At 54.7% G+C, this 24,391-nt stretch carries 26 protein-coding genes; 11 read left to right on the top strand and 15 right to left on the bottom strand.

Features of this window, described 5'->3' with window-relative positions; genetic code table 11:
* The first annotated feature begins 120 nt into the window (after positions 1-120).
* The gene (gene ligD / locus Dform_RS08070) at positions 121-1,029 is read left to right on the top strand and encodes a non-homologous end-joining DNA ligase (RefSeq protein WP_076004554.1); all 909 of its coding nucleotides are present in this window, start codon (positions 121-123) and stop codon (positions 1,027-1,029) included.
* A gap of 278 nt (positions 1,030-1,307) precedes the next feature.
* Here the strand turns inward: ligD and Dform_RS08065 are convergent, their stop codons facing one another.
* From Dform_RS08065 to Dform_RS08055, 3 genes are all read right to left on the bottom strand, one after another.
* Positions 1,308-1,709 (bottom strand): secondary thiamine-phosphate synthase enzyme YjbQ, encoded by a 402-nt coding sequence (locus Dform_RS08065; protein WP_076004553.1) that lies wholly within the window; start codon positions 1,707-1,709, stop codon positions 1,308-1,310.
* Between the two features lie 2 nt (positions 1,710-1,711).
* Positions 1,712-2,104, bottom strand: a complete 393-nt coding sequence (locus Dform_RS08060) for a response regulator (protein WP_076004552.1) — start codon at positions 2,102-2,104, stop codon at positions 1,712-1,714.
* 75 nt (positions 2,105-2,179) lie between these two features.
* Positions 2,180-2,755 (bottom strand): rhomboid family intramembrane serine protease, encoded by a 576-nt coding sequence (locus Dform_RS08055; protein ID WP_076004551.1) that lies wholly within the window; start codon positions 2,753-2,755, stop codon positions 2,180-2,182.
* Between the two features lie 210 nt (positions 2,756-2,965).
* Here Dform_RS08055 and Dform_RS08050 point away from each other — a divergent pair, with 210 nt between their 5' ends.
* The 10 genes from Dform_RS08050 to Dform_RS08005 all read left to right on the top strand — a co-directional run bounded on the left by Dform_RS08050 (position 2,966) and on the right by Dform_RS08005 (position 11,012).
* Entirely contained in the window at positions 2,966-3,655 is a 690-nt protein-coding gene (locus tag Dform_RS08050) for a response regulator transcription factor (protein ID WP_076005123.1), read from the top strand.
* Position 3,656: 1 nt separating this feature from the next.
* Entirely contained in the window at positions 3,657-4,991 is a 1,335-nt protein-coding gene (locus tag Dform_RS08045) for a sensor histidine kinase (RefSeq protein WP_076004550.1), read from the top strand.
* A gap of 172 nt (positions 4,992-5,163) precedes the next feature.
* Positions 5,164-5,604 carry a methylglyoxal synthase gene (locus tag Dform_RS08040; RefSeq protein ID WP_099092375.1) on the top strand — a complete coding sequence of 147 codons (441 nt, stop codon included), beginning with the start codon at positions 5,164-5,166 and terminating at the stop codon, positions 5,602-5,604.
* A 27-nt stretch (positions 5,605-5,631) separates the two neighbouring features.
* Positions 5,632-6,780 (top strand): phosphate ABC transporter substrate-binding protein PstS, encoded by a 1,149-nt coding sequence (gene pstS, locus Dform_RS08035; RefSeq protein WP_076004548.1) that lies wholly within the window; start codon positions 5,632-5,634, stop codon positions 6,778-6,780.
* Between the two features lie 78 nt (positions 6,781-6,858).
* Positions 6,859-7,821, top strand: coding sequence for a phosphate ABC transporter permease subunit PstC (pstC, locus tag Dform_RS08030; RefSeq protein WP_076004547.1), 963 nt, complete (start codon positions 6,859-6,861; stop codon positions 7,819-7,821).
* Between the two features lies 1 nt (position 7,822).
* Positions 7,823-8,662, top strand: a complete 840-nt coding sequence (gene pstA / locus Dform_RS08025) for a phosphate ABC transporter permease PstA (RefSeq protein WP_076004546.1) — start codon at positions 7,823-7,825, stop codon at positions 8,660-8,662.
* Positions 8,663-8,678: 16 nt separating this feature from the next.
* Positions 8,679-9,503 (top strand): phosphate ABC transporter ATP-binding protein PstB, encoded by an 825-nt coding sequence (pstB, locus tag Dform_RS08020; RefSeq protein WP_076004545.1) that lies wholly within the window; start codon positions 8,679-8,681, stop codon positions 9,501-9,503.
* 29 nt (positions 9,504-9,532) lie between these two features.
* The gene (locus tag Dform_RS08015; RefSeq protein WP_076004544.1) at positions 9,533-9,916 is read left to right on the top strand and encodes an acyl-CoA thioesterase; all 384 of its coding nucleotides are present in this window, start codon (positions 9,533-9,535) and stop codon (positions 9,914-9,916) included.
* A 24-nt stretch (positions 9,917-9,940) separates the two neighbouring features.
* Positions 9,941-10,600, top strand: coding sequence for a phosphate signaling complex protein PhoU (phoU, locus tag Dform_RS08010; RefSeq protein WP_076004543.1), 660 nt, complete (start codon positions 9,941-9,943; stop codon positions 10,598-10,600).
* Complete coding sequence (locus Dform_RS08005; RefSeq protein WP_076004542.1) at positions 10,584-11,012, top strand: arsenate reductase ArsC; 429 nt, start codon at positions 10,584-10,586, stop codon at positions 11,010-11,012. Before phoU ends, Dform_RS08005 begins: the two co-directional genes overlap by 17 nt.
* Before the next feature lie 9 nt (positions 11,013-11,021).
* Here Dform_RS08005 and Dform_RS08000 read toward each other — a convergent pair whose 3' ends face one another.
* From Dform_RS08000 to Dform_RS07945, 12 genes are all read right to left on the bottom strand, one after another.
* On the bottom strand, positions 11,022-11,294 hold the full coding sequence (locus tag Dform_RS08000) for a YkvA family protein (protein ID WP_076004541.1): 273 nt from the start codon (positions 11,292-11,294) through the stop codon (positions 11,022-11,024).
* Between the two features lie 10 nt (positions 11,295-11,304).
* Positions 11,305-12,243 (bottom strand): alpha/beta hydrolase family protein, encoded by a 939-nt coding sequence (locus tag Dform_RS07995; RefSeq protein ID WP_145925555.1) that lies wholly within the window; start codon positions 12,241-12,243, stop codon positions 11,305-11,307.
* 40 nt (positions 12,244-12,283) lie between these two features.
* Complete coding sequence (locus Dform_RS07990) at positions 12,284-12,862, bottom strand: DOMON domain-containing protein (protein WP_076004539.1); 579 nt, start codon at positions 12,860-12,862, stop codon at positions 12,284-12,286.
* 178 nt (positions 12,863-13,040) lie between these two features.
* Positions 13,041-13,673: a DOMON domain-containing protein gene (locus tag Dform_RS07985; RefSeq protein WP_076004538.1), complete on the bottom strand. Its 633-nt coding sequence runs from the start codon at positions 13,671-13,673 to the stop codon at positions 13,041-13,043.
* 145 nt (positions 13,674-13,818) lie between these two features.
* Entirely contained in the window at positions 13,819-14,553 is a 735-nt protein-coding gene (locus Dform_RS07980; protein WP_076004537.1) for a Dph6-related ATP pyrophosphatase, read from the bottom strand.
* Between the two features lie 49 nt (positions 14,554-14,602).
* On the bottom strand, positions 14,603-16,378 hold the full coding sequence (locus tag Dform_RS07975) for an adenosylcobalamin-dependent ribonucleoside-diphosphate reductase (protein WP_225973664.1): 1,776 nt from the start codon (positions 16,376-16,378) through the stop codon (positions 14,603-14,605).
* Between the two features lie 4 nt (positions 16,379-16,382).
* Positions 16,383-17,852, bottom strand: a complete 1,470-nt coding sequence (locus tag Dform_RS07970) for a B12-binding domain-containing radical SAM protein (protein ID WP_076004535.1) — start codon at positions 17,850-17,852, stop codon at positions 16,383-16,385.
* A gap of 8 nt (positions 17,853-17,860) precedes the next feature.
* Positions 17,861-18,658 carry a radical SAM protein gene (locus Dform_RS07965; RefSeq protein ID WP_076004534.1) on the bottom strand — a complete coding sequence of 266 codons (798 nt, stop codon included), beginning with the start codon at positions 18,656-18,658 and terminating at the stop codon, positions 17,861-17,863.
* Positions 18,659-18,776: 118 nt separating this feature from the next.
* Positions 18,777-20,183 (bottom strand): reductive dehalogenase, encoded by a 1,407-nt coding sequence (locus tag Dform_RS07960; protein ID WP_076004533.1) that lies wholly within the window; start codon positions 20,181-20,183, stop codon positions 18,777-18,779.
* Between the two features lie 253 nt (positions 20,184-20,436).
* Positions 20,437-21,834, bottom strand: a complete 1,398-nt coding sequence (locus Dform_RS07955; RefSeq protein WP_076004532.1) for a reductive dehalogenase — start codon at positions 21,832-21,834, stop codon at positions 20,437-20,439.
* Between the two features lie 181 nt (positions 21,835-22,015).
* Positions 22,016-23,227 carry a hypothetical protein gene (locus tag Dform_RS07950; RefSeq protein WP_076004531.1) on the bottom strand — a complete coding sequence of 404 codons (1,212 nt, stop codon included), beginning with the start codon at positions 23,225-23,227 and terminating at the stop codon, positions 22,016-22,018.
* 26 nt (positions 23,228-23,253) lie between these two features.
* Entirely contained in the window at positions 23,254-24,294 is a 1,041-nt protein-coding gene (locus Dform_RS07945) for a methyltransferase (RefSeq protein ID WP_076004530.1), read from the bottom strand.
* Between the last annotated feature and the right edge of the window lie 97 nt (positions 24,295-24,391).

The raw sequence follows: 24,391 nt of genomic DNA, 5'->3' as shown, positions 1-24,391 counted from the left end.
ACCCGATTCAAATAGAGAGGGGGCGGGTCCAACACCCGCCCCCCAAACCGTTTTACCCAACCAAGCATATCCTCGGGCAGAGAGTTTGGTGCTTGACCGCAAGGTTGTTATATTTAGGTTATGCCTCAAAAAATCAAAACCAACCTTGATGGACACGAAATCGAACTGACTAACCTGGATAAGGTGTTCTTCCCGGACGGCACGACCAAAAGCGACCTTATCCGGTACTATTTGAAAATCGCGACGGTGATGCTGCCGCACCTGGAGGGAAGGCCGCTGTCATTCCAGCGGTTCCCGGACGGCGTCGATGCGGAGGGATTTTTCCAAAAACAGGCCCCCCGAAGTTATCCGGACTGGATCAAGCGGATCTCTCAGGGGCAAAAAGAGATTGTGGACTATGCGTCGGCGGACTCCGCGGCCGACCTGGTCTATTTCGCGCAGCAGGCAGTCATCGTCTTCCATACCGCCCTGGCCAGAGGCGACAAGGCGGATTATCCTGACCTGATGATTTTCGACCTTGATCCTCAGACCGATTCATTCGAACCAGTGCGTCAGACGGCTTTCGGATTAAAAGAATTGCTCGATGGCCTCGATCTGAAAAGCTACCTGAAGGTAACCGGCGGCCGCGGGTTGCATGTAACCGTGCCGCTGGACCGCGGCGATAATTTTGAAAACGTTCACGGCTTTGCCTTGAGGCTTGCCAGGTTTTACCAGACCCGGCACCCGGATGACACCACCACGGAGATGTCCAAAGCCAAGCGGGGCAGCCGGGTATTCATCGATGTCAACCGCAACCACTTTAGCCAGACGGCGGTGGCGCCATATTCGGTTCGTGCCAGGAAAACTCCGTCGATCGCTGCGCCGATTACCTGGGAGGAACTTGAGAGCCCCGATCTTAAACCGGACGGCTATACCATCGAGAATATTTTCAAGCTGCTGGAACGCAGGCCGGATCCCTGGAAGAATATCTATAAAAACGGGCAATCGATCAAAGGCGCGGCTGAGAAGCTGAAAAAGCTGGAATCCTGAAACCGTCTGTAAATCAGCTGCGCATGTTTCCTTCGATTTCACTCCCAGACTTGTCGGGGCAAGTCTGGACGGGGTTCGAGCCTGTCGAAGGGTGAAGCGATCCCGGCAGGCACCCGTCCGTTCATGGATTCGACATGCTCCCCGATGGAGTCGGGACAAGCACCACGAACGGACTGCAACTCACCTACGATAGGCTAGCTTACCACGAACGGACTAAGCCTCACTATGACAGGCTAGGCCACCACGAAGGACAATATGAATTATCCCGTTGGAAGTGTTTAGTGGTCGGGGATGATTTTTACAAGTATGTTTCTAACGCGGGGGCCGTCGAATTCCGCCAGGTAAACCGCCTGCCAGGTACCGAGTACCAACTTGCCGCCTTCGATGAACATGGATACCGAATGACCGGTAAGGCTGGCGGCCAGATGGGCCGGGGAGTTGCCTTCGGAATGCTCGAGATCGGGGTGCTGCGGAGCCAGTCTCTCAAACTGGCGTCTCAAGTCCGCCAAAACGGCGGGATCGGCGTTTTCGTTCAGGGTGACAGCCGCAGTAGTGTGAGGCACAAAGACGATGCAAGTTCCGCTGGCGATGTGGTTGTTGCCGATCAGTTGTCGAATGTCGGCGGTGATATCAAAGAACTCGATTTTGGCCGAAGAGCGAACCGAAAGCCGGTGCAGCACGGCTATTCCGCCGGTTTCGTCCCGGGTGAGGCGGCGGCGAGATGCCTGGAAACCGCTTCTTTGAGCTGATCCGGCGTAAAAGGCTTGGTAAGGTAGCCATCAGCGCCAAGGTTCTCCGCGAAACGACGGTTCAAGTCATAATCTATGATTGTCAACATCACGACAGGGATTTTCGATGTCGCCGGATCAGCTTTGATCTGGGTGCATACAGCCAGACCGTCCATGCCGGGCATGAGGATATCGGTAATGACAAGGTCAGGTTTTTCCTGCCGGATCATTCTCAGCGCATCGGTGCCGCTGGCGGCTTGAATTACCTGGTAATCCTTGCTGAGAATGGTGGTGATGAGATTCCGGATCGGCGCCTGGTCATCGGCTACAAGGATTTTTGCGGTCATGGTTGAGAGTATAAATCCCAGCGTTTAAATTCGCAAGATAAATTATTATGATTCTTTTGCGAGGGGGGGGGGTAGCTAAAAGCGGATTCTGCCCTTGCTGAGAAGATAGCCGAAAACCATTCCGGTCAAGAGGCCGCCGAGGTGGGCCTGCCAGGCCACGTTGGGAATGAACGACAGAATCAAAGCACCGCCGATGACGGCCACCCATAACGGCAAAGGAACTGGAATCGGAAAGACGAACACCTTGGTCTGGGGCCGAAGGACCGCCAAAGCTCCGCCAAGAGCGAAAATGGCGCCGGAGGCGCCAATCGCCGCCCCATATGTTGGGCCTAAAAGGAAAAAGAACAAGCCACCGATTATCCCGCCGATAAAATAGATGGCAAGCATCATACGTTCACCGACAATCTGGATGAGGTAGCTGCCAAAGAAGTAGAGAGCGATCATATTGAAAAGAATGTGCGTGAAATCCGAGGTGCTATGGACAAACATACTGGTGATAATGGTCCAGGGATGTCTGATAAATTCGGGATTGTAAAGAGCTAAATTGTCAGCGAGGCCGCGGATGGAGAGTGACAACACCCACATCACCACGTTGACGGCGATGAGGATGAACAGGGGTTCTTGCCACATGGGGCGGTTATAACGGTACATAATCCGACATGATAAAGGTTGAGACCGACATTTGGCAAATCGAGTCAAATTCCAAGAAACAAGAAACAATAACCAAAAATGCTCCAATAACCAAACACCAATCACCAAACATTCGATTATTTGATCATTGGAATTTGAGAATTATTTGGAATTTGTATCTTGGTTATTGGTTATTGCCGTGAGGTCACCGCAGGCTCTATACTGGGGCAGATGGCTAAAATCGCCTTAATAGAAGACGACCGGACCCTCTCCGACCTCCTGAGATACAACCTGAACCGGGAAGGGTTTTCGGTGGTGGCCACCGCCGACGGCAACTTGGCGCTTGAACTCATCCGCCGGGAAAAGCCGGATGCCGTTGTCATGGACGTGATGCTGCCGGGGATGGACGGTTTCGAGGTCACCCGGGCGTTGCGCCGGGAATCACCTGTACCCGTGCTAATGCTGACCGCCAGGAGCGACGAGATAGACAAGGTACTTGGGCTTGAACTCGGCGCCGACGATTACCTGACCAAACCTTTTTCGATGCGGGAGCTTTTGGCCAGGGTCAAGGTGATGCTCCGCCGCGGGGAGACCGCAAAGCGGGAGCCCGGCCCCGCCGAGGGCTCAATCAGATCCGGGGAGATCGAGCTCGACCCCGCGAGGCATGTTCTATTGGTTTCCGGCGCCGCCGTCGAAGCCACTCCTAAGGAGTTCGACCTGTTACAGTTCCTGATGAACAACCGGGGGCAGGTGTTTTCCCGTGAAGGGCTGCTTGACCGGGTATGGGGATACGACTTCCCCGGCGACAGCCGCACTGTCGACGTCCATGTCCGCTGGCTGCGGCAAAAAATAGAGGCCGATCCTTCTCGACCGAAGCACCTTCAGACGGTTCGAGGCGTCGGCTACAAGTTCGAGGGTTGATTTGAGTAGTAATGCTATACGCAGCGTCATACTCTTTACGGTGATCGCCATCGCCGTCGTTTTGACGGTGGTAGGTTTTATCCGCGGTTTCAACCTGGAATTACTGCTGGCCTGGATCGCTTCATCAGCCGCCGCCGCGGTTGCTATCTATTTTTTCGTCCCGTCGATAACCGAAGACGAACTAGAGCTTGATGTGGCGATGAAGAAGTTGGGAGGCGGCGAGCCCCCGGATAAATTGAGACTTGTCGCCATCGGCGAGCTGGCTGACCTGAAACATTCCTTCAATGAGATGACGAAACAGGTCGGCGACCGTCTCAGATCACTGGAACGGGAAAATGGCAAGCTCGAGTTGATGATGGATAATGTGGCGGATGCCATTTTCGTGGTCAACCGCTACAGCGAAATCACCATGGTGAACAACACCGCGCTGCGAATGTTTAACCTGGAGCCAAGTGTAGTGGGAAGGACTTTTATCGATGCGGTCCGGGACCATGAATTCGATGCCCTGGTCAAGACTTGCCTGGCTTCAGGGTCTCGCCAGCACGGCTCGATAGAAATCCGGCCCGACCGCAGATTCTTTGAGGTGACGGTGACGCCGCCGAAAAACGAACCAGGCGCGGTGGTCGTCGCCCGCGACCTGACGGAGATCAAACGGCTCGAAAGGGTGCGGCGTGATTTTGTGGCCAACATTTCCCATGAACTGAGGACGCCGCTGGCCTCGCTGAAATTATTGGCCGAAACGCTGAGAGGCGGCGCTATCGATGACCCCGCGGTAGCGGCAGACTTCTTGAACAGGATCGAGGTGGAGACTGACAAATTAACCCAGATGGTCAGGGAGCTTGGAGAATTGTCCCGTATCGAGAGCGGCGAAGCTCCGCTATCCAAAAAGCCGATGGACCTCGGGTCATTTATCAATAAGGTCGCCGAACGGATGAGACCCCAGTCCGACAGGGCTGAACTGGCGCTTTCGGTTGAGGTGGCTCCCGGCTTGAGGCCGGTCCCCGCCGACGCAGACCGCATCGAGCAGGTGCTGGTCAATCTGCTCCACAATGCCATAAAGTTCACGTCGCCCGGCGGGCGGATTATCGTGTCGGCCAATCCTAAAAACGGAAACGCCGTCGAAATAGCCGTCAAGGACACCGGAATGGGGATTTCCGCCGAGGACTTGCCGCGTATCTTCGAGAGATTCTACAAGGCGGATAAAGCGCGCGGCGGAGGCGGCACCGGCCTGGGGCTGGCGATTGCCAAGCACATCGTCAAGGCTCACGGCGGCGACATCCGCGCCGAGAGCGTCCCGGGCCAGGGGTCGACGTTCTATTTCACCCTGCCGCGATAGTTCAAAATCGTTTTTGAGTCAAACGGCCTCGATCATCGAGGCCGTTTTTCTTTTCGTCCGACCCGCAAAATTTAACAAATCTTTAACATTGCCTTAAAGGCGCTTTAAAGTCGGCGGTTTATACTGAAGCCGTATGATAAAAAACAGTATAGACAACACCACGGAAAACAGAATATCGCCCATTACCCTGGCGCTCATTGCCCACGACAACAAAAAAGAGGAGATGCTCTCCCTGGTCGAAGACCATCGTGATTCGCTCTCGCAGCTGTCACTGGTGGCCACGCGCTCGACGGGGATGCTGATCCAGTCGCGTACCGGACTACAGGTAACCCTGATGCAAAGCGGTCCGATGGGCGGCGACCAGCAGATCGGTTCCCTGGTCGCTTCCGGAATGGTGAAAGCGGTCATCTTCCTCCGCGACCCGCTGACTGTCCAACCTCACGAGCCGGACGTCTCGGCTCTCCTCAGGCTCTGCGATGTGCACAATGTCCCCCTGGCCACCAACCTGACCACCGCGGAAGCGGTGCTGCACCTGATTTTCGAACACGGCGAAATCATCGACGAACTGACGGTGAGGTCGAGATTTTTAACCGGGGTCGTTTCGGCCCTGTAGAGATAAAACTTGAAAGAGGAGAAGTTATTGAAAATCCGAAGGTTTCTGAAATGGTTTGCCCTCCCGACGATTCTGGTTGTCTCCTTGCTTGGCGGCATGATCGGCTGCGGCGACAACTCCAATACGACCACTCCCCCCGGTTCAACGACCACCAACCCTCCCGGCTCCAACTCAGCCCTGGCGCCCTTCCCGGCAACCCCGGTCGCGCTGAACGGCGCCGGCGCCACATTCCCGGCGGTCCTCTACCAGAAATGGTTCGATGTTTTCAACCAGCAGTACAAGGTCCCGATCAACTACCAGGCGGTCGGTTCCGGCAGCGGAATCAGCGCCATTACCGGTCTCACCGTTGACTTCGGCGCCTCCGACGGCATCATGACCGACGCCCAGGTTGCGGCGGCGACGGCGGCGGGCGGCCCGATCCTGCATATACCGATGACCTCCGGCGCGGTGGTCCTGACCTATAACCTGCCGGGCATCAAGTCCGGCGATCTCAAGCTTTCCGGCGATGTCCTGGCCAACATCTTCCTCACCAACATCAAGAAATGGAACGACCCGGCAATAGTCGCCCTTAACCCCACGCTGACCCTTCCCAACGCCGACATCACCGTCGTCCACCGTTCCGACGGCTCCGGCACCACCAACATCTTCACCAACTACCTTTCCAAGGTCAGCAGTGAATGGTCCACCAGGGTCGGCAGCGCCAACTCGGTCAACTGGCCGGGCGGCGTCGGCGGCTCGGGTAACGCCGGTGTGGCCGGCCAGGTGCAGCAGATACCTAACTCTATCGGCTACGTCGAACTGATCTACGCCCTGCAGAACAACATGGCCTTCGCCCAACTCAAGAATAAGTCAGGCAACTTCATCACCCCGTCGCTGGAATCGACGACGGCGGCAGCCCAGGGCATCACCCTGCCGGACGACATGAAGATCATGATCACCGATTCGGCTAACGCAAACGCCTACCCTATCGCCGGATTCACCTGGATACTGGTCTACCAGAACCAGACCAACAAGGACAAGGGAACGGAACTGGTGAACTTCCTGTGGTGGGCGCTGCATGACGGAACTTCGTACGAGGCAGGGCTGCAGTTTGCCGCCATTCCGGCCGACGCGGTCAAAAAGGCAGAAGTCCTGATCAAGTCCATCAAATACCAGGGGCAACCGATACTACCCTAATATTCATCGAGGCAGGCACGAGGTACGGGGATAAGGTCCCCGTACCTTAGCCTTTAGAAATAGCCGAGGCAAGTTGAATTGAACTTAGACCGTGAATTGAAGATCAAAGCCGATACCAAATTAGTCCGCCGAAGCATCGGCGACGTTCTGTTTTCCGGGCTCACCGGCATCTTCACGCTGCTTACCGGCGCCATTCTCGTTGCGCTCGCGACCGTCCTTGCCATCCAGGCATGGCCTTCGATCGAAAAGTTTGGCGTTTCATTTTTCACCAGCTCCGTCTGGGACCCGGTCAAGGAAGTATTCGGCGCGATGCCCGCGGTATTCGGCACCCTGGCCAGTTCGGTGCTGGCCCTTGTCATCGCCGTGCCGATAAGCCTGGGCACCGCGATCTTTTTAAGCGAACTGGCGCCTAAATGGCTGCGGGGGCCGGGCTCGTTCGTCATCGAGATGCTGGCGGCTATCCCGAGTGTCATCATCGGTCTCTGGGGCATTTTCGTCATGGTGCCGGCACTGAGACCGGTACAGGTCTGGCTTGGCGCACACCTGGGTTCCCTGCCATTCTTTACCGGGAATCCTTATATCGGATTCGACATGCTGGCAGCCGCCCTGATCCTGGCCATAATGATCATTCCGATCATCACCACGGTCAGCCGCGACGCCATCAGGGCGGTACCCGTCGCCCAAAAAGAATCGATGCTGGCATTGGGAGCGACGCGTTGGGAGACTCTTTCCCGGGTGGTGCTGCCGTACTGCCGTTCCAGCCTTATTGGGGCAACCATCCTGGGGCTGGGGCGGGCGCTGGGTGAAACGATGGCGGTCACCATGGTTATCGGCAACGCCGACAACATCAGCCTGTCCCTGTTTTCATCAGCCACGACCATCGCCAGCAAGATCGCCTCCCAGTTCGGCGAAGCCAGCGGTTTGGGCTTAAGCAGCCTGATCGAGCTGGCGCTGATACTGCTGGCTGTCAGCCTGATAGTCAACGTTATCGCCAGACTCCTGGTCTGGAAACTCACGTCGGTCAAGGCGGGGAGGGTCTGACATGGCTAACTTTATGACCCGGCGCCGCCTCACCAACCGCCTGATGATCGGGCTTTCCGGGGTTGCCGCGCTCATCGGCATGACCCTGCTGGCGCTTATCCTGGGGTACACGCTGATCCACGGCCTCAGCTATATTAACCTCGATTTTTTGACCAACGCCTATAAGCCTGTAGGAGAGGCCGGCGGCGGTATGCGTAACGAGATCATCGGAACCCTGATACTGGTCGGCCTGGGTTCACTGATAGCCATCCCGATCGGGCTGATGACCGGTCTGTTCCTGGCCGATTTCGGCAGCCCGAGGATGGCGTCGGCCTTTCGATTCGTGGCCGATGTCCTGTCAGGCGTGCCGTCGATAGTCGTCGGAGTTTTCGCCTTCGCGATCGTGGTCAAACCGATGCATTCCTATTCGGCTTTCTCCGGCGGCATAGCCCTTGCCATCATCATGATTCCGATCATCGCCCGGACCGCTGAAGAAGCGCTGCGGCTGGTGCCCATTTCCCAGCGGGAGGCGGCCCTGGCCCTGGGCATCACGAGGTGGCGGTCGGTGCTGGGGGTGGTGATACCGGGCGCGATGACGGGCATTATTACCGGCATTATGCTGGGGGTGGCCCGTATAGCCGGAGAAACGGCGCCCCTGCTTTTCACAGCGCTGGGAAACAATTTTGGCTTTAACGGCTTGCTTAAACCTATTGGGGCTTTGCCACTGCAGATCTATCACTTCGCGCTCTCTCCGTTTAAGGACCAGCAGCAGCAGGCGTGGGCCGGCGCGTTTCTTCTCATCGTGCTGGTGCTAGTGGTAAGCATCATCGTCCGCTGGCTCAGCCGCGGCAAGAAATATTAACCAGGAGTCTGAGAATATGGTTATAAGTGAAGAAAACCGGATACGGAGTTCGGACACGTTCGAACAGACAGGCGCGCTTGAAGTTGAAAACCTGAGCGCGTGGTACGGTAAGACGCTGGCGGTCAACAATGTCAACATGAGGATCAAGACCGGGGCAATAACTGCCATCATCGGCCCTTCCGGGTGCGGCAAATCGACTCTCATCCGGTGTTTGAACCGGATGCACGAAAATTCCAATAACGGGCGGGTCACCGGCAGCGTCAAGCTTGACGGAAAGGACATCTACGACTCTTCGGTCGATCCCGTAGCTATCAGGCGGCGCATCGGCATGGTCTTTCAGAAGCCCACACCCTTTCCCACCATGTCTATTTTCGACAACGTCGCCTCGGGAATACGGCTGACCCGTCTCTGGAGCCGCCGCGGCCAACTGGCAGAGGTGGTCGAAAAAAGCCTGCGGCATGCCGCCCTCTGGGACGAAGTCAAGGACAAGCTGGACCAGTCCGGGGCTTCGCTTTCGGGCGGCCAGCAGCAGCGGCTGTGCATCGCCAGGGCGCTCGCTGTCGAACCTGAGATCATCCTACTCGATGAACCGTGCAGCGCCCTGGACCCCATTGCCACGCTCAAGATAGAAGACCTGATGAAGATCCTGGCGGTGGACTACACCATCGTCATCGTCACCCACAACATGCAGCAGGCGGCGCGGGTATCCGACATGGCGGCCTTCATGATGATAGACGACAAGTGCGCCGGGACGCTGGTAGAATACGACGAAACGTCCAAAATATTTACCAATCCGCGCGATAAAAGGACGGAAGACTACATCACCGGGCGGTTCGGCTAAGATGTCGCGCCAGGAGTGAAGGAGACAACATGGAACACTACAAGCTGATTCTACCGGAACATCTCAACCACGATGGCTTCCTGTTCGGCGGTAACATGCTTAAGTGGATCGACGAGTTTGCCTACATCACCGCCAATCACCAATTCCCGGGGAACCATTTCGTCACCATTGCCCTCGACAACGTGACTTTTCACCACCCGGTGGCTAGCGGTGAGATCATCCGCTTCGATTGCGACCGTTCCCGGCTGGGAAGAACTTCGGTCCAGTACCAGGTGAGGGTTTTCGGCACCAGGAGGCATGCCTGCCCGGAGACAATCCTGTTCGAGACGCACATCACATTCGTGAATGTGGGCGGCGACGGTTTGAAACAACCAATCCTTTTGCCGCCAGATTCCTGTCATCCGGCCGCCTGAAATGTTTATAACAATAGGAGCCTAATGAGAACTGATTACGAACGCAATTTGAAACAGCTCCAGGACAAGGTCCTGGCCATGGGGAGCATGGTCGAAAAAGCCATTATCCTCTCAATGGACTCGATGAAGAACCGGGACGCCGCCCTGGCGAACAAGATTATCGAAGACGATGCGATGATCAACGCCAAGCGGTTTGAAATCGAAGAGGAATGCGTCCATCTTATCGCCACCCAGGCGCCGATGGCGCGCGACCTGAGGATCATTGTCGCCGTCCTCAATATCATCATCGACCTCGAACGCATCGGGGACCATGCCGCCGGCAATGCCAAAATCACGATAATGCTCGGCGACGAGCCGCCGCTCAAACCGCTGATCGATCTGCCCCGGATGACCGAAAAAACCGCCGATATGCTTCACCGGGCGCTCGACGCTTTTGTCAGGCGGGACGCTGAACTCGCCAGGGCGATCACCAAAGAGGACGACGAGGTTGACGCGCTTTATGACCAGATCTTCCGCGAACTGCTCTTTTTCATGGCCCAGGACCCCAAGACCGTCGGGCGGGCAACGAGACTCATCTGGGCGGCGCACAACATGGAGCGGTCGGCGGACAGGGTGACCAACATCTGCGAACGGGTGGTGTTCGTCGTCACCGGCAGGCAGGAAGAAATTGCCGGAAAATACTAGCTCGAAACCGAAAAGAGTTCTTTTCGTCTGCGTCCACAATTCCGGACGCTCCAAGATGGCTGAGGCGTTTTTCAACCGGTATGCCCACGGTGAGGCGGTGGCGGAGTCGGCGGGCACCGAACCCGGCGATGCGGTGAACCCGGTTGTGGTGGCGGCGATGAAAGAACTCGGATTCGATCTCTCTCAGAGTCTGCTCCAGGCATTGACCGCCGAGATGACCAGAGACGTTGCCAGGACAGTGACAATGGGGTGCCTGGACGACGCTTGCCCGCTGGTGAGCGGTCCCCAGGAAGATTGGGCTTTGCCTGATCCCAAGGGCAAAGACTTGGCTGCAGTCCGTAAAATCCGGGATGACATAAAGAACAGGGTATTGGCTCTTATTGAGGATTTAGGCATTAAGTCTGGTATTTGAAACTGTTTTTCAAGCCTTGAAGATTTCCCGGTAATGTTCAAGGTACAGCTGTTTTGGGATAAACCGCAAGGCTACGAATATCAGGCCGGGGATGATTATGGCGTCATCAAGGTGTCCGATGACGGGGATGAAATCCGGGATAAAGTCGATGGGCATAAAAAAGTAGCCGATAGCCAGCCATAGGAAAATTTTCGCCATTTTCGGCGTGCGCTTGTCGCGGTAGAGCGCCTGGTAAAGACGGATGTGTTTTTTCAGGTTGTCCCGGATCTGTCTGAATTTCATGTTCCGGATGTTAGCTGGTGGAGAGTTTGTCGAAAAATGATCCCTTGAAGAGCTTGAGGACGTTTTTGGCGATCAGCGGGTAGAACAACCAGGCGGTGGCGTGGCCCGATGGCAGCCAGAGGTGGGGCGGGCAGCCGCAAGCCTCCAGGAACTCACCGGCCGCTTCACGGGGGAAATATTCATCCCATAGGGCGTTAGTCAGAAAGACCCGTTTCCTTCTGATCTTCGAGGCAAACGTATAGGGATCAAACGAATAGCTGGATTTTGGCGGAACCACCTGTTCCAGGCCCAATTTGTCCACCTCATCGATGTAATCAAGATACGATTTCTGGGATGCCCGGTAAAACTCCCGGCTTACATCCCATCGAGGGATGCGGCGGGTGGAACGGGTAAAACCCACCTTTTCCAAATTGCCGCAGGCCAACAGCATGGCGCCTGATTTAAGCCGGTCGTCGACTCCCAACGCGATACCGGTGACGTAACCTCCGAAGCTTATGCCCGCGACACCCATTCGCGATGAATCTATGTCGGCACGGGTTTCGGCCCAGTCGAGGGCTTGCCGGATGTTTATCACCGAAACACGGTAAAGTTCGAACCATTCTTCGATCGTAAGTTGATAGAACCGTTCTTTCATGCCCGCGGGTAACCGCCGGGAGTGGATCGGCAGGTAGATCACGAAGCTGGCGATGCCGGCGCGGACGAGCGACCTGGCCAGACCATGGCAGGGCACAGTGCTGGAATCACCGACACCATGCACCAGGACGACAAGGGGCGATCTACCCGGGGATTTGGGCAGGTAGCAAACGCCGGTCACGTCTCCCATGGGCGAGCCGTTTCCGGCAGCGGACGGGAAGGCAACCGCTAGTTTTGAAAAACCTGGCGGACTTTGGATAGGGACTTCCGAGCATCGGGACACGCGCTCATAAACATACGGATCCGTAATGCCCATGCTTCGATTGTACCCGCCAGGCTGCCAAACAGGCAAGGCGTTAAGGGATCGTAATCGTAGCAAATCCAATTTCAGAGTGGTGGGAGGTGATGGCGTCGGTGGGGCCTATAGCCCAGGTGATCGTATTGTTGCCCTTGACGAAGGGGAGGTCTTGCGTGTCGCCGGTTACCAGCTTGCGCGTAAATTCCAGGGTGGTGATGCCGTTTATCTCGCTGCCGCCGACCGTGGTCACATCGTTGGTGCCCCCGGTGTTGATGTCCAGTTGATGCAATCCGGCTTTGCTGGCGTGGTTGGTGTCGTCTATGGTTACCTGCCCGTCAGCTACCCATCCGATGATCACGTCGGAATCCCCGTGAGCGGTGCCGAGAGCGATGGCGACCCAACCCGCCGTCCTGGCCTTGAGCCCTATCTTGATGGTGTCGCCCTGGACCGTGTAGGCGATGGTGATCGAGTTACTGTATGTCTGAACGCTGGAGTAGGCGCCAGCGGGAAAATCAAGTTCCGGGGGAGTGGTGGAAGTAGGTTGGGTGGTTTGCTGAGAAGTCCCGCAGCCGGCAATCAAAACAATGACACCAACGCAGATTACCCCAAGAAATCTTGGCAAAAAACCGCGAAACATATTCGCCTGTATCTCCGTAATCGTAACTTCGTCAAGCGGACGACGCCTGTATCGACAATCTGATTATATCCGCTTGGCGGGTGAACTCTAAATCGAAAAGAGGGGCCGGCGGTTAATTACGTAAACAGGGGCTGCTGAGGAATCACCCCGGTATTATCGCAAGATAGCCCTTTTTAAACTAGTGCCCCGAGTTCAGCTGGATCTCAAACGTCGCTATCCCAAGGACGGAGTGCTCCTGAAACATATCGTCTGCAGGTCCGATAGCCCACATGACGATATTTGAACCAGCGACAAGGGGCAGGTCATTTTTGTCCCCGGTATCCAGTTTCCGTTTGAATTCGATGGTAGTGATTCCGTTGGCCTCACTCCCGGTAACATTGGTGAGATCATTTGTACCGCCCGAGGATCCCGTATCCAGCGGGTGTGATCCGCTGTAACTTGCGTTATAGGTGTCCAGGAGCGTGACCTGACCGGAACTAACGTAACCGATCCAGACATCTGATTGTCCGTGCGGGTTGCCGATGGCAATCGCGACCCAACCGGTGGTCCGAGCCTTGATGCCGATCGAGATTATGCCGTCACTGGCCACCGTATAGGCGAGCCTGAATTGATCACTGTAAAGCGTATCGCTTTGATATTTGCCGGAAGGGAAATCCATGGTACCGGCAGGAGTAGTCGGTGGCTGAGAAGTAGGAGGATTGGTAGTTGCGGTGGGACCACCGCCGCAGGCGGTCATGGCGGAGAGGGCGATAATAAAAGGAACGATCATCGCCAGCAGAGATATCGAATTTTTCAAATTTCTTAATTTCATTCTATCCCCGGCAAATTTTTTGCGTTTATTGTAACACTTTGGGTAAGGATTACAAATTAATATAAGCAACCATTACGTTTCATCAGGGGTTAACAACCGTATCCATTATGGAGAGATTATGTGGACACGTCGCCAACACCCAGAGTTACACCAGTTCAAACTTCTTGATGTCAAGATATGATATGGGGCCGGCGGTTATTTTATCACTTTCCGTTATCTCCAGCCGCTTCTTGAATATCGGACCGTCGACCACGAAGGTGTGATAGTAGATCCGAGCGCTCTCATCAGGAAGGTTCTCATATCTTTCCTTGAACTGGTCCAGGATGTCGTGGGTTAAAACTTTTCCCAGCATCGATGGCCCCATCTCCGTATCGGCTACGATAATCATCGGTTTGAAACCAAGATCAAGTGTATTTCTGAGCATCTCCTCGCGGTCCTGGTCCCACAGCGGACGGTAAGGTTTTATTCCGACCGGGCGGCAGAAATCTTCGACCCGGTTCCAGTGCATCTGCGCGAATTTATTACCGCGGCTGACATCGCCGAAAACACCGCCGGTAATTCCTTTGTCCTTCAATTGCCGTAACATCTCAGAGTATTTGACGTCATAATCATTTAAACGCACATCATGGGAAATATCTTTGGGTATCTCTATCCACTGTTCAAAAAGAGGAATTCCAATCGCCGCCGCCTGGCCTCTCAAAACGTCAACGGTAACATAATGGGGAAACAAACGCCCGGTATTTTTTGTCAGCATCGACGCAAGATAGCAGACATCCAGCCCGGATTCTTTCGCCCTGTAGCAGGCCAGACTGGAATCTTTGCCGCCGCTCCAGGAAACAAAAACTTTTTCAGGGACAGTAGGGTTCTCATTATTTGTCATGAGATGGATAATCGCCTTTCGGGAAAGAATAAGGGAATAAATTTTTCATTCAGGGATTGATCTCACAGTATTGGCCAACCAGGCACAAACCGAACTCGCCGGTGCACTGGGGTTGAAGTTCACGGGAGCCGTCTCGGTAGATGGTAATCCCTTTAAGCCCGGATTCATGGGCTAAAAAGAATACCCTGGCTATCTCATCCCGGGTAGCGCTGTTTGGAAAGTTCACCGTCTTCGAAACCGCGGCATCGATGTTCTTTTGGAAGGCGGACTGGATACGGACGTGCCATTCCGGCGATACCTGGTGCGCCGTTACGAAAATATTGCGAATGGATTCCGGAACATCCGCCTGCTCGTGCAGATGATTACAACGAACCAGCCGTTCCAACAAATCGGCTGTCCAGGCGTCGCTTTCCCTGACGGCTTTCTCGAAGTACGGGTTGACTTCCAGCAGCCGCTCACCGTCGAGCATGTGCCGGACGAAGGCTACCGAAAAAAGAGGCTCGATGCCGCAGGAACACCCCGCGATAATCGAAAGCGTCCCGGTTGGCGCGACGGTGGTACAGGCGGCGTTGCGCCTCGGGGGGGCGCCCGGGAAGTCAAAAACGCTGCCTGTGAATCCCGGGAATGAGCCTCGTTTTTGCGCTAATCGATGGGAGGCTTCATGAGCCTGCTTTTGAATGAATCCCATGATATCAGTGGCAATTGTTTCAGCAGACTCAGAGTTGTATGGGTTGCCCAGCTGGAAGAGCAGGTCGGCAAACCCCATGACGCCCAATCCGATGCGCCGCGTGCGTTTTGTCGCCTTTTCGATGATCGGATCAGGGTAAGAGGATGCGTCTATCACGTTATCCAGGAACCGCACTCCAAGTTCTACCATTCGCTGAATCTTATCGTAGTCGATGCTGAGAGTTCCGCGCTCGTTCTTCAGCATTCTGGAAAGGTTGATCGACCCCAGCGGGCAAGATTCGTACGGCAACAGGGCTTGTTCGCCGCAACCGGTGATCATGTCGATGGTGCCAAGTTGCGGAGTGGGGTTATCGCGATTTATCCTGTCAAGAAAGATGAAGCCCGGGTCACCCGTATGCCACGCCTGGTCGACGATCCGTTCAAAAACCTTTTTGGCGTTGAGGGTTCCGACAGCCTGGCCGTTCCTGGGATTGATCAGCGAATAGTCGGCTCCGGCCTTGACTCTGGCCATAAAGTCGTCGCTGACTGCCACCGAAATGTAAAAATTAGTCAGGGCGTTGGGATCATTTTTAGCTTTTATAAATTCAAGGATGTCCGGGTGATCGACATTCAGCACCACCGAATTGCAACCCCGCCTCACCCCACCCTGGCGGATGTAATCGGCTGCCGTCGCGATAACATCGATCAGGCCAACCGGCCCGGCGGATACACCAAGCCTGCCGCCGACCCGGTCGTTCTTTGGCCGGACTTTGGAGAAATTGAAGCCCGTGCCTCCACCGGCTTTATGGATGAGGGCGGTGTATTTGACAGTTTCGAAGGTGGCTTCCAGCGAGTCTTCAGTGGGCAGCACAAAACATGAGGCCAGTTGCCCGTTTGGCTCTCCGGCATTCAGCAGTGTCAGCGAGTTAGGCAGGAATTCCAGGTTGGCCATGGCCTGGTAGAAATCATCACTGATTTGACCGATTGCGGCAGCTTTATCGTAAGATGCCTCGATCGCGGCGACAGCGTTGGCTACCCTCCGAAACATTTCATCCGGCGTTTCGATAATCTCGCCCGATTCATCGCGCCGGAGATAACGTTTCTCCAGAACCCTTAACGCGTTGGAGGTGAGTTTTGCCCCTGATCGCACTTTGACCACCACCCTACGATTTGCCTCCGGTGTGGGTCTCCGCCAGTTTCTTGGTGCGGATATCCTCGACCTTGATCTCCGGGGAACTTGAGTTCTTGTTGAACATCACCGGCAGGGTGTTCTTGATCAGTTCCTTGACCGCGCCGAAGAACTGCGGGGGATTTTTTATCAGGGACAGGAAAAAGCCCTTATTGTATCGCCACATGAAACGTACCCGCCGGGGCCCGTAGGTCCTAGCATACTCGGCGAATGACTCGGTGACTACCTCGGTGGGCACCTGTGATAGATTACCCTTGGTGGCCATGTTGAACGAAAAATGGGGCCAGTCCGCCAGCGAAAGGGGTTCCTCGATCAATCCCTGTTCGATACAGTAGTAATAGATCGGGGTCCCGGGGTAGGGTACAAAACGCATGTAGAAATAGGGCGTATCGCCCATGGTGTGCAACAGGTCCTTGGTGGCTTTGAAGTCCTCAAGGGTCTCTGTCGGTACCGCTTCCATAATGTAGATGCGGGGCAGGATGTGGTGCCTGACCAGGTTCCAGAAGCTTTTCAGCATATCACCCTGATTGTAGTCCTTCTTTAAGAACTCAAGGAGACGTTTCGAGCCGGTTTCGACTCCAATACCAACCGAGACGCAGCCCGCTTTAGCCATGAGGTCGATATCTTTTTCGGATAAATCGGTACGAGATTCGCAGTCCCATTTGAGTTTGATCTTTTTCTCAAGGACGAGTTCGCAGAAACGATGGAGCCGCTTGCGGTTGAAGGTGAAATTGTCCTCGAAGAAACGGATGAATTTCACTCCGTAGGTTTTTTGCAAATACTGAACCTGTGAGATGATACGCTCCGCCGAAAAATCACCCCGATAGCCTGTATGGAAGGCGGCGTTATAGCAGAAGGTGCAGCGGAAGGGGCAGCCCCGGGAGGTGTTCAGCGAGACCTGCCAGTACTTAGGCACGTCGATCAGGTGCCAGGCTGGGTCAGGCAGTTCGTCGAGGTTTTTGAGCTCAGAGGCCCGCTCGTTGATCTTGATGTGACCGTTGTCGCGATACGCCAGGCCGGCAATTTTGTCCGGCGTCGGGCTACCCTTCTCAAGGAATGCGATAAGTTCCAGAATGGCGGTTTCCCCAGCGCCGATGATGACATAATCTATGAAATCCTCGGCCATGGTCTGCTCCGGGGTGCAGGAGGGATGGACATTGCCCCAGACGATCTTGGCTTTGGGATATAACGTTTTGAATTCTTTTGACTGGATTATGGCCTGGGTAATGTCCGGGCCGGTGAGCACCGAATAACCGATGAGCTCCGGATTGAAATCGGCAAAATCGGCAGGGTTTCTGCTGTCGACGACGTTATCGTAGACCCTGACCTGATGTCCGGCACGCTCCAGAACCGCCGCCAGAAATAGAATCCCGTTGGGAAAAACGGCATAGGTCTTGAAGCGGGGATTGACCTCGGAGCGGGGATTGACCAGTAATACTCTCATCGCTTTTCCTAAAACAATCTTATTGGAGGTTCACCTACCCGCGGCATCTCGCCAGAAAGGTAATTCACTTTCTTCAGGTGTTTCTTGGCCAAGGCGGCTGCGGCTTCGACCTCGGCGCCGCTGGGCGCCCTGAATTTCATGCCGGAAAGCTGGATAAAACCGGTGATGCGCAGCGGGATATCGGGATCGACGGAAGCGATAAATTCGGCTACTTTTTCGATCTCGTCCGCATCTATGACTCCGGGGATGAGCGTTATCTCTGCCTGGAGTTTCTTTCCCATCTGGTAGATTTTCCGGAAGTTGGCTAAAGACTTCCGGTTATCACCGGCGGTGTATTCGTGGTAGCGTTCGGGGCTAACCGCCTTGATACTGAAGATGATCTCGTCGATGCTAGAAATATCGGTCAGAAAAACACCGTTGGTAAACAGGATATTGTAAGTCTTGTGCCGCTGTTTCATTTCCCTGGCCAGTACCGGCATGCCCGGATCAAGGCTGGGTTCGACGCCAATAAATATTGCCCGTTCGATATCAAGAGCATCGGTCATTGCCAGCGCTTCGTCGAGAGAGAGTAATTTCTCCGGCGGTTTTTCCGGCGGGTTGGTGGCGACCCGGGCTTGCCAGTCCGGCAGCAGCGAAAAATCAAGCTTTTCGACTTTGCAGTAGCAGCCAAGGCATTTCAGGTTGCACTCTGTCCAGTGATGAAAGATGATTGATTTGAAGGTGGGTTCATAAACGACGTGATAGACGCGGAGCGACTTATCGCTAGCGTGTGATTCATTATCGATGCGTGTCGATTGCTGGTTCATCGTGATTCGAAATAGAAGCGGAACTGCCGCGTGTCGACCGCGGCAATCATAGAAGAAAATGAAGGTTTTGTCGAGTTGAGGGAGGGCATGCCCTCCCTCAACTCGTTGGGTCAGGATTTTACCACTTGTACTGGCCGGTGCCGTGGATGACATCGCCCTTCCAGGAGGAAAGGTCGCGGGTCCACCAGCCTTCCAGCTCGGCGTCGGTCTTGGGAGTGGCGTAACCGAAATAGCGGTCGGCTTCGCCGAAGAACTTGTTGAACACTCCGGTGTTAGCCGCCGTCATGCGGATGACCGGGTGAATGATACCTTCCGATGGATTGTTGAACGGGCACAGGGTGTGGCAGACACCGCAGCGTGAAGGCGCGCCCATTTCCTGGCATTTGATCCAGTCCATGCGCCAGCCTTTATAGCCGGGGCGGTTGCCCGGGCCGTAGTCCCAGGTGGTCTCGCTTTCCATCGACATGGCGTTGGAGGGGCAGCGTTCGGCGCAGATCTTGCACTGCGGGCAGAATTTGGAGGCGCCGAAGTCGATGGGTGGAGTAGCCGCAAGCGGCAGGTCGGTGATGACATAATTGGTGATGCGGTTCATCAAACCGTTCCTGGGGGACATCATGTAGGTGGAGCGTCCCTGTTCGCCGAGGCCAGAAAAGATGCCCAGGGCGACGTTGGCGGTTACACCAGCTTTGTAGGCTCCATATCCAAGGTTCTTTACGAAGCGCAGTGCCATCCAGTCAGAATAGCGGCCGTCGCCATAGGCGCGGTGTACGGTAGGCCGTCCCAGAGGCATCGGCTGTCCCAGCTTGCCTTCGCCGTATGTTTCCTCATCCCAGCGCAGCTGGTATTTAGCCTGGGTGTAGTTCTGCTGGATTGAGTAGGTCAGCATGTACTTGCATTTGTCGGGGATATGATAAACCTTCTTGGAGTCCAGAGTGCCCTTATCGATTCCGGCTTCCCAGGAGATGGCGCCCTTATCGAAAATGCGCAGCATATGTTCGTTGAGCGCCAGCGCGCCGGCGTTGTTGGAACCAATGAGATGCACCGCAGCTCGAACCATTTGCAGGTTGTTCTCCGGCGTGTCCTGCCAGGCGGTATAACCCTTGCTTTGAGGTGAGGTGATTTCCGGACCGTCCCAGGGTGGGGCTGTCTGCAGGCCGGTAACCATATCGGCCAGAGCCACAGCCCTGAGGTTGCGTCCTGGCAGGTTCTGGACTATACCGTCGTTGTCAAACTTCTTGTCACGTTCTGCGCGCATGGCCACGTTTTCAGCGCTGACGACAGGGAAGGGATTGGCCGTCTTGTCGTAGGCTTTAAATGTGTCCCAATCTATTTCGTTGGTGATGTCTTCATGTTCCCGGGTTTTGACCCACCATGGCATGGTCGGGTGGCTGTCAGCTGACGAAGCCAGTTCATCCAGATCATGGAAATTGGGGGCCACCAGGGCCGCCGCGCCAAGTCCCGCGCCGGTGAGACCGAGACCTTTCATGAATTCGCGGCGGGAAAGAGTGCTGTGGAAAGTTGCCATTTTTTCTCCTTCGTTATTTTGTGCGATTTATTTGGCTGGTGCCTGGAGCTCTCAGATACAAATAGAAACCTTACGATACTAATTTTATAACCGTCAACGTTGAATGTAAATACGCATTTATGCGTATTTTAAGTAATGATAAGGTTATTATATCCAAAATTAATGACCTGCCGGGAGCGGTTGAATGCCTGAAATGGAACAGGAGGCCTGGAAAGGCCTCCTGTTCGAAAACGGATGATGATTTACCCTAGAGTTACCACATGGACTTGCCGGCGCCCAGCGTGGTGTCGGCTTTCCAGTTATCGAGATCGCGACTCCACCACGCTTCAAGCTCATCCGGAGTCTTGGCTTTGGCATAGTCGAAAACGCGGTCCATACTGGCGAAGAAGGGATCGAACAATGCCGTCGTTGCCGCGGTAGACCGGACAATGGGATGGATAACGCCGTCAGACGGGTGGTTGAACGGGCAGGTGGCCTGGCAGTTGCCGCAGGCGCCGGGCGAGCCGAAGTCAATACAGGTCTGCCAGTTCATGAACCAGCCTTTGAAGCCACCGCGGTTGCCGGGTGAGATGGTATCCCATGAGCGATCACCCTCGAGGGAAATGGATTCTGACGGGCAGCGCTCGGCGCAGCGCTTGCAGGTGTTGCAGAAGGCATGAGCGCCGAAATCGATCGGCGGGGTCGCTGCCAGCGGCAGGTCGGTGAAGAAATAGTTGGTATAGCGTACCATGAGCCCGTAACGCGGGGTCATAAGATGGGTCGAACGAGCCTGTTCGCCGAATCCCGAGAATACGCCTAAAGGTACGTTGGCCCGAACGCCCGCTTTATAGGCACCGTAGCCCAGCGTCTTGACCATGCGCATGGCCATGTAGCCGACCTGGGATGAGTTGGAATAGGCATGGCCGATGGCCTGGTTGCCGAGTTGGAGCTTGGTGCCGTAGCCACCGCGGTAGGACGAATCTTCACGCAGCAGATGAAGAGACTGAATGTAGTTCTGCTTGACCGCGAAGGTGAGCATGTATTTCGCTTTTTTGGGTATGTGGTAAACCTTGCTCGAGTCCTGAGTTCCGATCGCGCTATCGTCGAATACGAAACCGCTGGCGTCGAAGATCCGGCTGGTTTTGTCGGATACTTCCAGGGCTCCGGTGAGCACGGCGCCGTAGGTGTGCAGCGCGGCTCTCATCATCTGCAGATTGTTCTCAGGGGTATCGCTCCAGGCTACCCCTTTGGCGTTGGCCGGCAAGGCAGCTCCGGCAGGACCGTCCCAGGGGGCATCGGGACCGATGAAGCTTGAACCGGTACCGAAGGCGTAATCCCTGAGCGAATCGCCGGGGGTTTTATTGGCGAAAGCTGGGATCTGGAGATCATCGTCGCGCACCTTGTTGGCGGCCTGGGCCGAGGGGGTGATCGAGGGCATTGGATTTTTCTTGTTGTCGAAAGGCTTGAAAGTGTCCCAATCAATTTCGACAGCCGGATTTTCGTGTTCCAGGTCTTTTACCCACCACGGATGCGATTGATTGACCGAGGAACTGAGTTCGTCGAGATCATGAAATACCGGGGCCGCGGCGGCAGCGGCGCCTACGCCGACACCCGCCAGCCCGAGGCCTTTCATGAAATCACGCCGGGAAACGCTGGAATGGAACCTTGACATTACTCCTATGCTCCTTTGCAGTAATTATGGGTCACTACCCACGTGTTATATCGTAACGTGTCACATGCGATATGTAAATACGCATTTATGCCTAAATTTCATTAGGAAATAGTTATAGTAAGTATGATACCGGGGAGTAAACAAATTAATATGAAAAGAAAATTAATAAAACGGAAAGCCCTTAAAGCTCTATTAATGAATTCAGGTCAGGCAATCCGAAGGTTTTTTCACACAGGTGACAGTTGTAGCACTGGCTACGGCAGGTCATCAATTGTTTTTCCAGTTTTCGACCCTGAGGAGTCAGCCACAGACTACCGGCCAGGTCCTGGCGTATCTTACTGGGGTTCTGTTCAAAAGGCGAGAGTTTGAAAGCGCCAATCGCCCACGCATTGAACGGCTCCAGGTTATGCTCCAATATTTCACCGAACGAAGCTAAGGCGTTATTTTTTGCGCTCCAACCATATTGCAGGTCTCCGGCGCCATCCAGAGATACGAAACTGGTCATCCGGCCGCTGAATTTGAAAATGTCTACAAGCTCCGCGTAAGTTTCAAATGTCTCGCGGCTTACCCAGCAGCAATTGGTGCCTGATCGCGGGAACAGGCTTTTCCCGGTGGCATCTCTCCAGCGATTACAGGTGTAGGACCCGGGGCCGCTAAGGTAATAATTTACGCATTTATGGTATATCTGCAGATCGTCATGCTCCCGTTTGAAGGGACAACTCGGCAGGCAGTCTTCCCATACCAGCATACAAGTCCGAACATTTTTCTTGGGGTGTTCGGCTCTGAACTGGTCCACCGCCCCTTTTATTCTTTTCAACTCTCCCAGGTTACGATTGAGCGATCGGTCGAGTTGGATGATGTCATAACCAAGATAAAGGTAGTCCGTGACCTGTTGCGCCGTCATGACTTGCTGGTTGACAGTGTTCTTCCATTTCATTTCCGGGAACAATCGTTGCAGGATGCCGGTGCGCATCAGGTGGTTGTTAGCCAGGGTGCAACTCCTGAGCCCTTTTTGATAAAAACCGTCTAACCAGTCAGCGAAAGCCTTGACCACCCGGTCATTGCGGCTGTAAAAAAGTTCCACCGGGATATTCAATTGATTGATTGTCAGAGAAACCGGAATGCCGAATTCGGATTGTATGCGAAAGAGACTCTCGACCTGGGCATCAGACGCTTCCACGCCCATGACATTGCCATAAACCACGTCGTGAGCTTTTTGACGGTCATCCCAAGGTTCCCGGTCGGTATAGTTATAACGGAAAACCTTTCCGAAATAGATATCGAAAATTTCGCTGCGGAAGCGCGAAGAGGAGTTCTTTATTACCTCGTAATAAGTTGAATCGCCCGGCCAGCTATCGAAATGGGCTATCGATAATCTTCTTTCCAAAACCATTTGCTTTCCTCTGGCTTATAAATCGTTCAAAGCGGTTTGGACGCGGTAACGATACCGCTGCCGACAATCGGATCGGTTGCCAATAGACGGGCACCTGTGAAACCCGCGGAACTGATCAAATCGATAAGCTCCGATTCGGAAAAGGCTCCGACCATGATATTGAATACCGCGGCCGGGATCGGACCGGTTTTTTGGCTGTTCAATAAAAACTCCTGAACGATCAACAACCCACCCGGCCGTAGAGCGCGGAAAGCCTTGGCTAATATAGTGGGAGCGTTGCTTCGAGGTCCGTGGATCACGTTTGATAACAGGATGACGTCGCCGCCGTGTGTGAATTCATCGTTTTCCCAATCACCCGGCTGGAGCCTGATCCTGTCATTCAGCTCGTAATGTTTGACCACCTGTCGCGCTACTTCCAGCGGTTGAGGCTGATCCCAGACGACCGCCTTGAGCTGCGGGAAACGCTGGCAAAAGGCAACTGAATAGGTGCCAGGTCCGCCGCCGATGTCTACGAGAAGATGCCGGCCACACAAATCTACGTGTTCAACCATGAATTGGGCGCCGCCATTGACGGCCTTGCCGTGCATTGCCAGGGTGAAATACTCGGGCCCGCTGACATAAGAGGCTCCGCTTTGAAGCTGTTTCATCAGCCGGTGACGCTCCGTGTACTTTTTGCCGCCTCTAAGCATGTCAGGAAGCACCGACCATTCCCACCACATGTACTCGCTAAAATCCAGCGCGCCACCGATATAACGCACACTTTCGGGCAACATGATATCGCGGGCCAGGTCGGTCAGAGAGTAGGTATCGTCACGGCGATCCAATAATCCTAGCGCGCACATTGCGATCAGGACTTTTTCCGTCACTTCCGCATCCGTGGACTGGGCTAAGGAAAGTTGAACGGCAGTCTTCGGTGACCTGAGCGCCTCGAAGAAGCCCGCCTGATGCGCAGCCAAAAGGGAGCGGGAAACTCGGAATTGCCAACCCAATTCAGCGATCAGCTTGGCTGTATCGATTCCGTCGGTTGTCGAGAGGTTCATCGTTTCAATGCTGTTCGAAGGCTTCATAAGGAAATTTGCCCTTCAACCGGTTGAAGTATAACAACCAGAGAGGTTTTCAGCCAATTATCGGTCATCGACCGTTCGATTTTCGAAGTACCATACC

Source organism: Dehalogenimonas formicexedens, from assembly GCF_001953175.1.
Classification (GTDB): Bacteria; Chloroflexota; Dehalococcoidia; order Dehalococcoidales; family Dehalococcoidaceae; genus Dehalogenimonas; species Dehalogenimonas formicexedens.
The sequence above is the reverse complement of the archived record's forward strand: the minus strand, read 5'-3'. Positions and strand labels throughout refer to the sequence as shown.

Excerpts from the sequence above, each read along its gene's own strand:
- pstB (WP_076004545.1), top strand. The coding sequence starts at position 8,679 with ATGGTTATAAGTGAAGAAAACCGGATACGGAGTTCGGACACGTTCGAA.
- ligD (WP_076004554.1), top strand. The coding sequence starts at position 121 with ATGCCTCAAAAAATCAAAACCAACCTTGATGGACACGAAATCGAACTG.
- Dform_RS07980 (WP_076004537.1), bottom strand. The coding sequence starts at position 14,553 with ATGACAAATAATGAGAACCCTACTGTCCCTGAAAAAGTTTTTGTTTCC.
- pstA (WP_076004546.1), top strand. The coding sequence starts at position 7,823 with ATGGCTAACTTTATGACCCGGCGCCGCCTCACCAACCGCCTGATGATC.
- Dform_RS08055 (WP_076004551.1), bottom strand. The coding sequence starts at position 2,755 with ATGTACCGTTATAACCGCCCCATGTGGCAAGAACCCCTGTTCATCCTC.
- Dform_RS07995 (WP_145925555.1), bottom strand. The coding sequence starts at position 12,243 with ATGGGCATTACGGATCCGTATGTTTATGAGCGCGTGTCCCGATGCTCG.
- Dform_RS07985 (WP_076004538.1), bottom strand. The coding sequence starts at position 13,673 with ATGAAATTAAGAAATTTGAAAAATTCGATATCTCTGCTGGCGATGATC.
- Dform_RS07950 (WP_076004531.1), bottom strand. The coding sequence starts at position 23,227 with ATGGTTTTGGAAAGAAGATTATCGATAGCCCATTTCGATAGCTGGCCG.
- phoU (WP_076004543.1), top strand. The coding sequence starts at position 9,941 with ATGAGAACTGATTACGAACGCAATTTGAAACAGCTCCAGGACAAGGTC.
- Dform_RS07990 (WP_076004539.1), bottom strand. The coding sequence starts at position 12,862 with ATGTTTCGCGGTTTTTTGCCAAGATTTCTTGGGGTAATCTGCGTTGGT.
- Dform_RS07945 (WP_076004530.1), bottom strand. The coding sequence starts at position 24,294 with ATGAAGCCTTCGAACAGCATTGAAACGATGAACCTCTCGACAACCGAC.
- Dform_RS08015 (WP_076004544.1), top strand. The coding sequence starts at position 9,533 with ATGGAACACTACAAGCTGATTCTACCGGAACATCTCAACCACGATGGC.
- Dform_RS07955 (WP_076004532.1), bottom strand. The coding sequence starts at position 21,834 with ATGTCAAGGTTCCATTCCAGCGTTTCCCGGCGTGATTTCATGAAAGGC.
- Dform_RS07965 (WP_076004534.1), bottom strand. The coding sequence starts at position 18,658 with ATGAACCAGCAATCGACACGCATCGATAATGAATCACACGCTAGCGAT.
- Dform_RS07960 (WP_076004533.1), bottom strand. The coding sequence starts at position 20,183 with ATGGCAACTTTCCACAGCACTCTTTCCCGCCGCGAATTCATGAAAGGT.
- Dform_RS07970 (WP_076004535.1), bottom strand. The coding sequence starts at position 17,852 with ATGAGAGTATTACTGGTCAATCCCCGCTCCGAGGTCAATCCCCGCTTC.
- Dform_RS08060 (WP_076004552.1), bottom strand. The coding sequence starts at position 2,104 with ATGACCGCAAAAATCCTTGTAGCCGATGACCAGGCGCCGATCCGGAAT.
- Dform_RS08050 (WP_076005123.1), top strand. The coding sequence starts at position 2,966 with ATGGCTAAAATCGCCTTAATAGAAGACGACCGGACCCTCTCCGACCTC.
- Dform_RS08000 (WP_076004541.1), bottom strand. The coding sequence starts at position 11,294 with ATGAAATTCAGACAGATCCGGGACAACCTGAAAAAACACATCCGTCTT.